The organism is Priestia sp. TRN 1309 (assembly GCF_050846875.1).
Taxonomy (GTDB): domain Bacteria; phylum Bacillota; class Bacilli; order Bacillales; family Bacillaceae_H; genus Priestia; species Priestia zanthoxyli.
Genome location: NZ_JBOZGM010000002.1, coordinates 379,250 through 393,109 on the forward strand (window position 1 = coordinate 379,250; position 13,860 = coordinate 393,109).

A 13,860-nucleotide genomic window follows, 5' to 3' on the forward strand; every position below is an offset into this window, starting at 1 on the left:
GCTTTTACTGTAGTTATATAATAATGAAAATATGGTTTTTCTAAAGGTAGAAAACAAGTATAAATGTACATACTGAGCGCTGAAATGGAGTGGTAAAGATGAAAGTGGGTTTAATTGGTTTAGGAAATATGGGATTACCGATGGCGGAAAATATGATAAAAGCGGGTCATGAACTTGTGATTTATAACCGAACTGCTTCAAAGGCGGAAAGTCTTGTGAAAAAAGGAGCAAAGGTTGTAGAGACACCTGCCCAAGCAGCACAAGAAGCGAATCTTGTCTTTACGATTCTTTCCAATGACGAGGCTTTAGAAGAAGTAACGATGTCACAAGACGGTATACTTGCAGGCCTCCAAGAAGGCGGTATTCACGTTTCTGTGAGTACTATTAGCGTAGATTTGTCCGAAAAATTAACAAGCGCACATGCTGCATCAGGACAGCATTTTGTTGCAGCGACCGTTTTAGGGCGCCCCGACGCAGCAGCTGCTGCGGCTCTCAAAGTAATAGTTGCAGGTAATAAAGAACCAAGAGAGCACGTTTGGCCGCTGTTTGAAGCGATTGGTCAAACTATTTTTACTGTAGGAGACGAGCCTTACTTATCAAATGTAGCTAAGCTTGGCAATAATTTTTTACTAGTATCGATGTTAGAAGCTGTTTCTGAAGCAGTAGTCATGGTAGAGCAGTACGGGATGCAAGCGGAGCAGTTTCTTGAAGTGGTTAACAGCTTATTTGCATCTCCTGTGTATAAAAATTACGGCAATTTAATTGCTAAAAGAGACTTTGATCCAGCCGGATTTAAGCTGGAGCTTGGATTAAAAGATGTAAACTTGGCTATTGATGCAGCCAAAAAAGTGTCCGCGCCGCTTCCGTTAGGAGAGCTTGTGAAAGGTCATTATGAACAAGGAATTGAAAATGGCTGGGGTCATTTAGACTGGTCGGCGTTACTAAAAACAGTTGAAGCTCTAAAAAAAGATAACTAAAAAGACGAAAAGGAGTGCAGCCAGTGAAAGCGAAAGGAAAGTGGGTATGGATCGTATCCTTTATTTCAATTATTTCGTGTCTGCTGTTTGCAGCAGGGCTTGGAATGTCTATTTATGATTATGTTAGCGCCTCAAAAGCTACTGTAAAAGAAATGCCAAAGCCGAAGCAAGAAACAAGCAGCAGTAACAAAAGTACCAAAAATTATACGATTGTTGCTTTAGGAGATTCACTGACAAGAGGAACAGGAGACGCAGCGGGGAAAGGATACGTTGGGTATTTAAAAGATAATCTTGAAGAAAAAACGAAGAAAAAAATCCTCTTAAGTAACTTTGGAATAAAAGGTCAAACGTCTTCGCAGCTAGCAAGTCAAGTAAAGCAGCAGCAAATTCAGCGACAGATTAAGTCTGCAGACACCGTGCTGATTACGATTGGCGGAAATGACTTATTTCAAGGTGGACAAACGCTGCAAAACTTAAATAAAAACAATATTCAAAAGCTAGAAAATGACTATTTAAAAAACGTAGACAGCATCTTAAAAAGCATCCGTTCGGCAAATAAAGACGCGACGATTTTTTTAATTGGTTTGTATAATCCGTTTAGTAACCTGCAAGATGCAAAAACGACAACGGCTATTGTACGAGAATGGAATTATAAAAGCAGCGAATTAAGCGCTAATTATAAGCAAACTGTTTTTGTTCCGACCTTTGATTTGTTTCAGTTAAAGGTAGATGACTACTTATATACTGATAAGTTTCATCCGAATGCAAAAGGCTACAAGCTGATCGCAGAACGTGTAGCATCGCTTATTACGTGGTAAGGGAGGGAATGATATGAGTGAAGTAACACTTTCCGTAAAAGGACTGAGAAAAGTAATAGGAAAACGTGAAATCATCAAAAATATTGATTTTGAATTAAAAAGAGGCGAAGTGTTCGGTTTTTTAGGACCCAATGGAGCCGGTAAAACGACAACGATTCGAATGCTTGTCGGCTTGATTCGCCCGACGGCTGGTTCCATTTCTATCTGTGGATACAGCGTATCGAAGCAGTTTACAAAAGCGATGGAGCATATCGGCTGTATTGTTGAAAATCCTGAGCTGTATCCATACTTAAGCGGCTGGGAAAATCTGCAGCATTTTTCACGTATGATTCCTTCTATGACGGAAGAACGCATTCATGAAGTTGTGGCATTAGTTGGCTTGCAAGAGCGCATCCACGACTTAGTTCGCACGTATTCGTTAGGCATGAGGCAGCGTTTAGGAATTGCGCAAGCGCTTCTCGGAAAACCAAAAGTGCTCATTTTAGATGAGCCAACGAACGGACTCGACCCATCTGGGATTCGGGACATGCGTAAATTTATTCGCTTTTTAGCTGAAAGTGAAGGTCTAAGCGTCTTAGTATCGAGTCATTTGCTGAGCGAGATTCAGCTGATGTGTGACCGAGTAGCGATTATTGCAAAAGGAGAAGTTATTCACACAGAATCGGTGAAGACCCTGTTAACTCAGCAGGAGCGCTTACTGTGGAAGCTAGATCCGCAGCCAGCGGGAATAGACGTCTTAAAACAAGTGACGGACTTTGTGCAAGTGCAGGGAGAATATGTCACGACGTTTTATGAGGAAGCTGAAGTGGGAGAGTGGAACAAACAGCTCATTCAAGCAGGAGTAACGGTAAAAGAAATGAACCGAAAGCTTCCGACTCTTGAAGATTTATTTATCGAAATGACAGGAGGCGAATCGATTGATTAGTTTGGTTCAAAATGAAATGATCAAGCTCGTTCGAAAAAAGCGCCTGTTAATCGTTACCCTTATTATGGGCGTTTTGATTTCCATGTTCACCTATGCTCAGCTTCGCGAAACGCAGCGCCTTCAAGAAAAGCTAGGAACGACCGATTGGCGCAGTACGCTGCAGCAAGAAATTATCGATACGCAAAACCGGCTGAGCGGAAGCCAAATTTCAGATGATTGGCGCAAGCAGCTTGAAATTCGCGTGGCGCAGCAGCAGTATTACTTAGATAACGATATTAATCCTTCGGAACCAGGAGCCCCAACGTTTGTGCGAGGGTTCATTGAAAACGCCATTCAGCTTTTGCTGCCGCTAATGATTATGATTATTGCAGCGGATTTAGTGTCTTCAGAATACAGCTTGGGATCCATCAAGGTACTGTTGACGAGGCCTGTGAAACGGTGGAAAATCCTGCTTAGTAAATACATCACGCTCGTCATGTCCGTCTCGTTTTTAATTTTAATGTTTGGCGTTTTGTCGTATCTCATTTCTGGCGTTGTATTTGGATTTAAAGGCTGGACAGCGCCTATTCTTACGGGATTTAGCGTGCAGGGCAATGATTTGAATACAGCGGACGTTCATTTAATTTCGCAGTGGAGATATATTTTAATGGAATTTGGCCTTGCTTGGTTTGTATCCCTGGTGGTTGGAACGCTTGCTTTTATGCTGTCCGTTTTAATTAAAAGTACGGCTGCTGGTATGGGTGTGATGCTTGCTTGTTTGATTGCAGGTACGATTTTAAGCAGTATGGTTTCTTCGTGGAATTCAGCTAAGTACTTGTTTATGGTCAATTTAAATTTAACTTCTTACCTGCAAGGCACAGCTCCTCCGACTGAAGGAATGACACTAGGATTTTCCTTAGGTGTTTTAACCATTTGGGGACTTGCCGGGCTGCTGGTGTCGTTTCTGGTATTTACCAAAAAAGATGTGTATTAATTCCATATAAGTTGACGATAATCAGGAACATACGTTATGATTGTGTTAACAAAAAATGCTGTTTTGCTCAAAGGGGAGTAGCTCTTGCAGTAAAGTCGTCATTTCGAGATTATTATCTCCGGCTTTATTGACAATGCAAATTGTTAGCGAGACCTTTGCCAATGTTGCCATTGGTAAAGGTCTGGATACAAACACCTTTACCACATATGGTAAAGGTGTTTTTTGTTATTTCAAAAGAAGAGAGGAGCTTAAAAATGTCAAAACTATCGAGACTGTTAAAAAGCCCCGCTGTAAAAAAAGGAATAAAAAAAGCTGTACCCATTATTATGAAAGAGTTAAAGAAACGAAAATCGAAAAGAAGATAGTAGAAAAGAAAATAAGAAAGGTTGAGTGCTAAGTGAAAAAGTGGATGCTAGTCATGTCAACTGCTGTTCTCTTTATGGTCGGCGGCTGTTCTTTTCTTGAAGATACAAGCAGTACGTTGAACTACGCAAACGATGCGAAAGATTACGTGAGTGAAGCTCAAAAGTTTGCTGAAGAAATACCGCCTCTAGCGGAAAAAGCTGTTAATGACGATGAGGCAATAAAAAAGCTCGAGCAAAAGCTGCAGGAAATGAAAGGGAAAGCCGAAGAATTTAATCAAACCAAAGCTCCTGACATCGCTTCTGATGTGCACGATCAGCTTGTTCAGCAAAACGAAAAAATCATTAGTGGAATTGAAGCGTATGAAGCCAATATAAAGGATGGCAGCTTCAATCCAGAAGCGCTAAAAAACAGTGAATTGTTTCAATCAATTCAAGATGTATCAAGTATTATGAAACAAATTAAAGAATTAGGTCAGTAAAAAAACAAACCTGGGACAAAAGTGTGCTAATTGAAGAAAATCCGAACGATGAATCACGATTCTTGATGGAGAATCAACTTCGTTCGGATTTTTTTATTTGTAGGATGAACGTAGGTTTCATGTGTATAGATGCTTTAGATTGGATTGATATAGTAGGTATGCCTTATAATTCAATCTCGTTTCCATGTTATAAATGTAAAATTATATAAATATATCTATTTATTAGAAGGAAAAACCTTCTCTTTCTTTTTTATATCTACGAAATTTTGTTAGAAGCTGTGACAAACTTAATGTCTGCTTTTCATATCCTATGTATAGTACATATATACACACCGCTTGAAATAAATTTTTTTTGAATGAAAAGAGAACGTGGGAACGTTGATGTATTAGGTAATAAGACTCATTTAAAAAGGAGGGTTCATCCAATTAATAAAAACTATAGTCCTTTGTTTTAAAGAGAGAAACTAAAAAAAATTTTTCGGTTTACAAAAAGTTAATAAAACGCATACAAATGGTTTACTAAAAAATCAAAAAAATTACATCCTTTATAAATCTTTTCTGCTATACTATTTTTGAACAGTTGCTAGATTTATAGCGATGATAACTTACTTGAAAGGTGAATGGTAGATGAAAAAGAACAAACGCAGCAAAACGAAGAAAATACTAACTACATCACTGGCACTTTCTTTATTATCAATGCCGCTTCTAACTACACAGGCAGGAGCAGAAGAACGTCACCCTGGACAAAGCTCACAGCAAAGCAAGCATCAAGGCCACAATAAAAAAGATGCGCTTGTGAATATACGCCTGATGGAAACAACTGATGTTCATACGAATCTATTAAACTATGATTATTTCAAAGACGCCCCTTATGAAAAAGTAGGTTTAGCTAAAACCGCTACCTTAATCAAAAATGCTCGAAAAGAAGTAAAAAACAGCTTATTAGTAGATAACGGAGACCTCATTCAAGGAACGCCTCTAGGCACGTATAAAGCCAAGATTAACCCGCTGAAAAAAGGTGAAGTTCATCCTGTATTTAAAGCCATGAATCAGCTGGATTACGATATTGCAACACTTGGAAATCATGAGTTCAACTATGGATTAGACTTCTTAACAGAAGCGTATAACGACGCGAACTTTCCTTACATAAATGCCAATGTTTACGTTGATGATCATGACAACAACCCGAAAAACGACAAAAATAAATTTACGCCGTATAAAATTATGAATAAAAAAGTCGTCGATGAAAATGGAAAGAAACGAACGATTAAAGTTGGTTTCATTGGCTTTGTGCCTCCTCAAATTAACGATTGGGATAAAGCAAACCTTGATGGAAAAGTCATTACAAAAGGCATTGTGGAAACAGCCAACAAGTACATTCCAGAAATGAAGAAAAAAGGCGCGGACGTAGTTGTCGCGATGGCTCACTCCGGGTTTAGCAGCAACAAGCAAAACACGGAAGATGTCATTTACTCATTAAGTGAAGTAAAAGGCATTGATGCTATTACGTTTTCGCATACGCATAAAGTCTTCCCTGCTAAAACGGAAGCTTCGCTAGACGGTTTGTTCCTTGGAGCAGATAAAAAGCCTCTTCCTGGCGTTGATAATGCAAAAGGAACAATCAACGGCGTTCCGGCTGTCCAAGCAGGTTACGGCGGAGGGTCACTTGGCTTAATTGACTTAACGTTAAAAGAAGAAAAAGGAAAATGGAAAGTAGTAAACTCTCAATCGTCCACGCGTGAAACGTATAAAGACGTAAAAGACGCGTCAGGGAAAACGGTTACGCAAAGTACGGTAGAACCGGATAAAGGTGTTGTTAAAGCAGTTCAAAAAGATCACGATGCAACGGTTAAATATGTGAACACACCCATCGGTAAAACGACGGATGATATTCACAGCTATTTTTCTCTTGTGAAAGATGATCCCTCTATTCAAGTTGTAACAAATGCACAAAAAGACTACGTGGAAAAATACGTTTCTCAAAACAAGCCGGAATATAAAGACCTTCCGATTTTATCAGTGGGAGCCCCTTTTAAAGCAGGAAGAAACGGCGTTGATGAATATACGGAAATTAAAAAAGGTGACTTAACGATTCGAAGCGCAGGCGACCTGTATCTATATGACAACACGTTAAAAGCGGTCAAAGTAAAAGGTTCTGTGGTAAAAGACTGGATTGATATGTCTGCCGGTAAGTTTAATCAAATTACACCGAACAAAACAGAAGAGCAGGAATTATTAAACCCAAGCTTCCCTGTTTATAATTTTGACGTCATTGACGGCGTTCAATACCAAATCGACGTGACAAAACCAGCAAAATACGATGTGAATGGAAACGTGATTCACGCAGATTCAAGCCGAGTTGTTAACTTAACGTATAACGGTAAACCAGTTGACCCGAATCAAGAGTTTATCGTTGTGACAAATAACTACCGAGCTGGCGGAGGCGGAAACTTCCCTGGTCTAAAAGGAAGCGAGCTTGTGGTGGATTCAGCGGATGAAAACCGTCAAATTCTAATGGACTACATCACCGAACAAAAAGAAATTACGCCGACAGCTGATGATAACTGGTCCATTGCACCAATTAACGGAACGGCTAACGTGACGTTCACAAGCTCACCGCGCGGAGAAAGCTATTTAACTGAAGGAAGTAACATTACGTATACAAATAAAACGGACGACAAAGGATTCGGCATTTACAAAATTAATTTAAACGGCGAATCAAAAGATAATACAAAGATTCAGCTGTTAGGCATGAACGACCTTCACGGTCAGCTCGATACAGATACAAAAATCAATTCAAATGGCCAATCGCTGTTAGCTGGAAATATGAAATATACAGCAGCAGCTATTCGTAAACAAGAAGCTGAAAATCCGAATACGCTTTTAGTTCATGCAGGAGACATGATTGGCGGAAGTCCGCTAGTTTCAGCGCTGTTTCAAGACGAGCCAACGGTTGAAGTGATGGAATCGCTTGGATTTGATGTAGGGACGCTTGGAAACCATGAGTTTGATGAAGGTATTGCTGAGCTTCACCGTATGATTGAAGGCGGAGACCATCCAAAAGGAACAAAAGGATACGACGGCATGAATTTCCCGGTAGTAGCGTCAAATGCTTATGATACGTCAACTAATAAATTAATTACAGAACCTTATGCGGTAAAAGAAGTAGGCGGCAAGAAAATCGGCTTCATCGGCGTTGTAACACAAGAAACGCCAAGCATGATTGTTCGTAAAGGAAATGAAAACTTAAAAATTACGGACGAAGCAGAAGCAATTGATAAATACACGGCAGAGTTGAAAAAGCAAGGTATTAAAGCCATTGTGGTACTTGCTCATAATCCATCTAATCAAAATGGAACGTCTACCGAGTTTGATGCAGCAGATATCGCTAAAAAAGTTGACGATGAAGTTGACGTGATCTTTTCAGCTCACAATCACGTATACAACAACAAAGTAGTAGATAACAAACTAATCGTTCAAGCTTATTCATACGGCTCAGCGTTTTCTGACGTAGACGTTGAAATTGATAACACGGGTGACATCGTGAAAAAAGATGCAAAAATTGTGACCGTATACCAAAAAGACTATACGCCAGATCCTGAAGTTTCAAGCATTATGAAAAAGTACGAAGATTTAGCAGCGCCTATTAAAGCACAAGTGGTTGGGAATTCATCTACAGATTTGGCAAAAGGCTATCCTTCTAGCGGAGCAACAGGTGATATCGCGCTTGGAAACTTAATTGCTGACGGTATGAAAGCAGAAATGAACGCTGACTTTGCGTTAATGAATGGCGGAGGCGTTCGTTCACAGCTTGATGCAGGTGACGTGACATACGGTGATTTGTTTGCGATTCAGCCGTTTGGCAACGTCTTAAATAAAGTAAAGCTAAGCGGAGCGGATTTAGAAACGGTGTTAAATAATCAAATTACATCATCTGGACTAGATTTCCATATTGCAGGCTTTAACTATACGTGGGATGGAAGCACAAATAAAGTAGTCGATATTACGCTACCAGATGGAAGTAAAATCGACAAAGAAAAAGAATATACGGTAGTAGTGAATAACTACATGTACGGAAATGAAAAGTATGGTATTGGTGCACTTTCGTCAGATATGGAAGTGGGACCAGAAGATTTACAAGCAACGGTAAACTATATTAAAACACTTCAGAGCCCGTTTGAATACAAAGCTGAAGGCCGTATTCAAAACGTGGCAGCTGCTAAAACAGCTGAACAGCAAGAACCGACTTTAAAAATAGCTCAATAAGCCAAAAAAGGCTGTCTCATAACTCGGATTTCCGGTTTAGAGACAGCCTTTTTTTAATAGTTTAACTTAAATTTTAAACTCTCAGTCAATGAATTTACGTTATAAAACATAGCTTAATTTTTGAAACAATCACCAAATTGTGGTATTCTCTCCATAAGAAGACTTACGTAAACGTTAAAAATAGTATCAAAGATTTCACTATTTTTTCATTTATCTACGCTATTATGTAAAGTTATATAGAACCTGTAAAAGAACGTGTTCGCTATAGTAAAGGAGTAAATAAACGTGGCTATTAATCTACAAAAAGGGCAGAAAATTGATTTAACAAAAGGAAGAGAAGGGTTATCTTCTATTACGGTTGGATTAGGATGGGATCCTGTAAAAAAACGCAGCTTTTTTGGTTTTGGAGGAAGCGGACCAGAGATTGACTGCGATGCGTCTGTTCTTATGCTCAATTCGAACGATAAGCTTGTAAGTAACTCAGCCGTTGTGTATTTTGGGAATCGTCATAGTAACTGTGGAAGCGTCAAGCATTCAGGCGATAATCTTACCGGAGCAGGTGAAGGGGACGATGAACAAATTTTTGTTAATTTAAAAAATGTTCCTGGAAACGTACATAAACTTGTGTTTGTAGTCAACATCTATCAGTGTGTTGAGCGAAACCAAGATTTCGGTATGATTAAAAATGCTTTTATCCGTGTTGTGGACAGCGCTAAAAACGAAGAGCTTGTACACTTTAATCTATCTGAAGACCATTCAGGAGCAACAGCTTTATTTGCAGGTGAAATTTATCGAGACGGAAAAGAGTGGAAGTTTTCAGCAACTGGAGATGCAACGAGAGATACTGGATTGGCTGAAATTGCAAACAAATATACAAAATAAACAACTAGAAAAGAGGGAAACGAAATGGCTATTAATCTTTCAAAAGGACAAAAAGTAGATTTAACAAAAACGAATCCAGGATTAACAAACGTAGTAGTAGGTCTTGGGTGGGATGTAAATAAGTATGACGGTGGAAACGATTTTGATTTAGATTCATCTGTCTTTTTATTAAACGGAGCGGGAAAATGCGCTTCAGAATCTGATTTTATTTTTTACAACAATACGACGGGTGCAAACGGAGCGGTTGAACATACCGGAGATAACCGTACAGGCGTAGGTGAAGGAGACGATGAGCAGGTTCAAGTAGATTTGAAAAATGTGCCTCAATCTATTGAACGTATTGCGTTCACCATTACGATCCATGAAGGGGAAGCACGCGGTCAAAACTTTGGCCAAGTAAGCAACGCCTACGTTCGTATTTTAAATGCAACAAATGACGAAGAGTTAATTCGTTATGATTTAGGTGAAGACTTCTCGATTGAAACAGCGGTCGTGGTAGGCGAGCTGTATCGACACGGTGGAGAATGGAAGTTCAATGCCATTGGCAGCGGCTATCAAGGCGGCTTGGCGGCACTTGTAAACGACTTTGGTTTAAACGCCTAATCATTAAAGTAAGAAAATGTACGGAGGATGTTTTTATGTCAATTTCTTTATCAAAAGGTCAGCGCATTGACCTAACCAAAACGAACCCAGGCTTAACAAAAGTAATAGTAGGTCTTGGGTGGGATACAAATAAATATGCTGGGTCTCAGGACTTCGATTTAGATGCATGTGCATTTTTAGCCAATAAATCAAGCCAAGTTGTAAATGACGAAGAGTTTGTTTTTTACAACAATTTAAAAAGTCCAAACGGAGCTGTGGAGCATACCGGTGACAACCGTACAGGTGCAGGAGATGGAGACGATGAGCAAATCGCCGTTGATTTTTCTCTTCTTCCTGACCACGTTGAAAAAATCGGAATTAGCGTCACGATTCACGACGCAGATGCTCGCGGACAAAACTTTGGACAAGTATCCAACGCGTTTGTTCGTCTCATTGACGCCCAAACAAATGAAGAAGTGCTTCGTTATGATTTAGGCGAAGATTTTTCAATCGAAACAGCTGTTGTGGTGTGTGAGCTATACAAGCACGGAAACGACTGGAAATTTAATGCCATTGGCAGCGGTTTTTCTGGCGGATTGGCCGATCTTTGCCGCAACTACGGACTATCCGTATAAAAAAGGCATGCGATAAATGAAAAAGAAAGGGTGCTTTAACGAGTACCCTTTCTTTTTAGCATGTATATGTCTGAAAAGAAAGGAGCTGTAAGGTGTGAGTAAATTAATTGATCCTCATATGATTAATCTTAACGAGGAGGATGGAACTTCTCTTTTTTCTAAGGATGTTTCTCTGCGAGGTGACTTTATACAAAATGAGCAGCAAACTACCTATAAACAAGTGGCAGGCAGATATGTAGGCACTCATCTTGATGCGGACGAGTACGCAGATTTTCTTTATGAACTTGCGCATTCATCACCATCGATCCTTGTCCTGCACGATAAGCTTGATAAGTCCATTTCTAATGATAGATTAAAAGAAGTACAAACGATCCTTAAAATTAATCAAGAAGAACGCGGCCTTTCTGTCAATCGGCTATTTGCTTTTTTAGAAGGGAAAAAGCTGATCGTGAAGTCAGAAAATCCCGCTATACATAGAAGAGTACGTGAAAAATTTATTGAAACGTTAACGTGTTTTAAAGAACAGCACGCAGAGGGCTTTATGGACGGGCATTTTCAACGCGTATTAATCGATTTAATAAAGTGGCAGTGGAATCATGTAAAACCTTGGATGGTCGATAAAGCATTTCCTGAGCACGCGCCTCGCATCATGTGGTATGGGGATGCAAATAAAAGCGAGCAGTATTTTCTCCATTATTTAATTTTACTAGGTTTTGACGTCCTTACCTTTCATCCAGAAGGAAAGGATCATTTAAAAGAAGTAGATAAGAATCAGCACTTAACAACGGTTTATACGTTTCCTTCTACTAGCTCTCTTGTACCTTTTCCAACGGATAAACCGGTTCGAAAAGGTACGGTAGCATTTCGAGCTTCTCAAGAAATTGAGCAAGTGCTTCATTCAGAGGAGTCCATGCTGTATAAACCTTGGCAATTTCGTTCGTATTTTCCAACTTCAGTTACTCTTAAAACGACGTATGATGAAATCTTTTTATTAATGAGAGAACGGGCGTTTATTCGTCCTAATTTTCAAGTGTCCAAGCCATATGTACACGTGCCGGTCTTGTTTTCAAAAGTACTTGGTATCTCTAAAAACCGAAAAGAGTACTGGAGTAAAGTGCATGAGCTCATGCAAACGGAAGATGAGTTAGCTCTGACGATTGATTCTGTTCCTTTTGCTAAAAAAATAGAAGGAAATAATCACTTTCACTATCAAGGAGCTCTCGGAAGTGATGGCACGCTCAGTCCTGATAAAATGATTGAAAGCAACTGGTGGCGCTATAAAGAGCTGCCTATCGGGCTTCAGAAAGGGCTCGCTGCAGCTATTTCTAGGTATTGTGCACATTCAAAGCTCCTTCGCTTGGATCATGAAGATGCGTATCAGCATCAAATGTATTTGTTTAATCAGTCTTTGAAGCTTCCAAACAACGTGCTTCGCATGCTTCAAAAGTTTGATTATACGCAGCATGTACCCCGTCTCATTATTTATCATGGAAATGAACGAGAAGCGTTTACGCGTGAAGATGCAGCTTTACTGCTTCTATTAAATGAATTCGGCGTTGATATTGTTCTCTTTAATCCAACCGGTCAACTGGATATAGAAGCGTTCGTCGAAGAAAAGTATTTCGATATGCACTGGCTAGAAGATATTAGCTTTAATGAAGAATTCAAAGAACCGTCGCTCATTCAAAAATGGTTAAAACGAATCTTTTAAAGAAAGAAGGGTTTTTAAATGGCAACAAATGAATTACAGCCTTTAGATGTAAACGAAGCCGAAGAAGTTTTAGAAACAAAGCCTACCGAAGTAAAAGCAAAACTGCGAGAAGAGCCGGAAGTACGTCGCTTGGCAGAACAAATTGATTATAAAAATCAGCTGGCTCTGCTTGAATACGGGAAAGAAACAGCTAATGAAATTTCCTCGTTTTCCGGAAAAGTGCTTAGTACAATTAAATCGTCTAGCATGGAAGAGTCCAGTCAATTATTAAAGCAGCTTGGAAAAATTATGGATAAATTTGATGCAAAGGATTTTGTTGAAGATAAAGGGTTTTTCTCTAAGCTTTTTAAACGCGGTCAAAAAATAGTGGATAAGCTGTTTCAAAAATATGAAACAATGGGCTCTGAAATTGATAAAGTATATGTAGAGATTACAAAATATGAAACGGAAATGAAGCATTCGACCACAACGCTTGAACAGCTTTACGAGCAAAACTATCAGTATTATATGGAGCTTGAAAAATACATTGTAGCGGGCGAAGTGAAAGTAGAAGAGTTGAAACAAGAGCTAAAGGTGCTTGAAGAAAGAGCGTCGAGTGGAAATCAGCTGGCGGCAATGGAGCTTCAAACTTTAAAAAACGCAGTTGAGCTAATGGAGCAGCGATTATATGACTTAGAAATGGCAAAACAAGTATCTTATCAATCTGCTCCTCAAATCCGTATGCTGCAGCGAGGAAATACAAAGCTGATCGGCAAAATCAATTCGGCGTTTATTACAACGATTCCTATTTTTAAAAATGGACTCATTAACGCAATCGCAGCAAAGCGTCAAAATTTAGTAGCGGAGTCTATGAACGAATTAGACAAACGCACAAATGAACTGCTCATTCGAAATGCAGAAAATATTTCACAGCAAAGTGTTAAAATCGCCAAAATGTCCGGTGCCCCTAGCGTAAAAGTAGAAACGATGGAACAAACGTGGAATATTATTATGAAAGGAATGCAGGAAACAAAAGCAATTGAAGAAGAAAATAAACGCCTTCGTGAAGAAGGACTTGTTCGCTTGGAGCAATTTCAAAAAAACTTCAAGGCGCTTGAACATAAGATGTAACGAAAAAGCGGGAATCGTAAAGATTCCCGCTTTTTTTTGCACATACGTTTGTTTGCTAGAAGTCTAAATCATAAGCGATTAGTCAAAAGCGTGAAAGGGTATCAGATATAAAAGAAGTATTATCCAAAATAAGATAG

11 protein-coding genes are annotated in these 13,860 nt (G+C 39.3%); all 11 read left to right on the forward strand.

Annotated features, from left to right (window positions below; translation table 11 throughout):
• The first annotated feature begins 98 nt into the window (after positions 1-98).
• The 11 genes from ACRPLQ_RS09200 (at position 99) to ACRPLQ_RS09250 (ending at position 13,723) form a co-directional block, all read left to right on the forward strand.
• The gene (locus ACRPLQ_RS09200; RefSeq protein WP_098627197.1) at positions 99-977 is read left to right on the forward strand and encodes an NAD(P)-dependent oxidoreductase; all 879 of its coding nucleotides are present in this window, start codon (positions 99-101) and stop codon (positions 975-977) included.
• A gap of 23 nt (positions 978-1,000) precedes the next feature.
• On the forward strand, positions 1,001-1,795 hold the full coding sequence (locus ACRPLQ_RS09205) for a GDSL-type esterase/lipase family protein (protein ID WP_033579231.1): 795 nt from the start codon (positions 1,001-1,003) through the stop codon (positions 1,793-1,795).
• A 13-nt stretch (positions 1,796-1,808) separates the two neighbouring features.
• Positions 1,809-2,720, forward strand: coding sequence for an ABC transporter ATP-binding protein (locus ACRPLQ_RS09210; RefSeq protein ID WP_014459750.1), 912 nt, complete (start codon positions 1,809-1,811; stop codon positions 2,718-2,720).
• Positions 2,713-3,693: an ABC transporter permease gene (locus ACRPLQ_RS09215; protein WP_014459751.1), complete on the forward strand. Its 981-nt coding sequence runs from the start codon at positions 2,713-2,715 to the stop codon at positions 3,691-3,693. Before ACRPLQ_RS09210 ends, ACRPLQ_RS09215 begins: the two co-directional genes overlap by 8 nt.
• Before the next feature lie 397 nt (positions 3,694-4,090).
• Positions 4,091-4,537, forward strand: coding sequence for a DUF6376 family protein (locus tag ACRPLQ_RS09220; RefSeq protein ID WP_049164979.1), 447 nt, complete (start codon positions 4,091-4,093; stop codon positions 4,535-4,537).
• A 627-nt stretch (positions 4,538-5,164) separates the two neighbouring features.
• Entirely contained in the window at positions 5,165-8,803 is a 3,639-nt protein-coding gene (locus ACRPLQ_RS09225) for a multifunctional 2',3'-cyclic-nucleotide 2'-phosphodiesterase/3'-nucleotidase/5'-nucleotidase (protein WP_165635283.1), read from the forward strand.
• Between the two features lie 285 nt (positions 8,804-9,088).
• Positions 9,089-9,685 (forward strand): TerD family protein, encoded by a 597-nt coding sequence (locus ACRPLQ_RS09230; RefSeq protein ID WP_028408239.1) that lies wholly within the window; start codon positions 9,089-9,091, stop codon positions 9,683-9,685.
• A 24-nt stretch (positions 9,686-9,709) separates the two neighbouring features.
• Positions 9,710-10,288 carry a TerD family protein gene (locus ACRPLQ_RS09235; RefSeq protein ID WP_025751616.1) on the forward strand — a complete coding sequence of 193 codons (579 nt, stop codon included), beginning with the start codon at positions 9,710-9,712 and terminating at the stop codon, positions 10,286-10,288.
• Between the two features lie 35 nt (positions 10,289-10,323).
• On the forward strand, positions 10,324-10,902 hold the full coding sequence (locus tag ACRPLQ_RS09240) for a TerD family protein (RefSeq protein WP_028408240.1): 579 nt from the start codon (positions 10,324-10,326) through the stop codon (positions 10,900-10,902).
• A gap of 94 nt (positions 10,903-10,996) precedes the next feature.
• Entirely contained in the window at positions 10,997-12,613 is a 1,617-nt protein-coding gene (locus tag ACRPLQ_RS09245; RefSeq protein WP_205664096.1) for a YceG family protein, read from the forward strand.
• A gap of 18 nt (positions 12,614-12,631) precedes the next feature.
• A complete protein-coding gene (locus ACRPLQ_RS09250; protein ID WP_033579227.1) occupies positions 12,632-13,723 on the forward strand; it encodes a toxic anion resistance protein in 1,092 nt (363 codons plus the stop codon).
• The last annotated feature ends 137 nt before the right edge of the window (positions 13,724-13,860 follow it).

Excerpts from the sequence above, each read along its gene's own strand:
- ACRPLQ_RS09200 (WP_098627197.1), top strand. The coding sequence starts at position 99 with ATGAAAGTGGGTTTAATTGGTTTAGGAAATATGGGATTACCGATGGCG.
- ACRPLQ_RS09210 (WP_014459750.1), top strand. The coding sequence starts at position 1,809 with ATGAGTGAAGTAACACTTTCCGTAAAAGGACTGAGAAAAGTAATAGGA.
- ACRPLQ_RS09225 (WP_165635283.1), top strand. The coding sequence starts at position 5,165 with ATGAAAAAGAACAAACGCAGCAAAACGAAGAAAATACTAACTACATCA.
- ACRPLQ_RS09235 (WP_025751616.1), top strand. The coding sequence starts at position 9,710 with ATGGCTATTAATCTTTCAAAAGGACAAAAAGTAGATTTAACAAAAACG.
- ACRPLQ_RS09240 (WP_028408240.1), top strand. The coding sequence starts at position 10,324 with ATGTCAATTTCTTTATCAAAAGGTCAGCGCATTGACCTAACCAAAACG.
- ACRPLQ_RS09250 (WP_033579227.1), top strand. The coding sequence starts at position 12,632 with ATGGCAACAAATGAATTACAGCCTTTAGATGTAAACGAAGCCGAAGAA.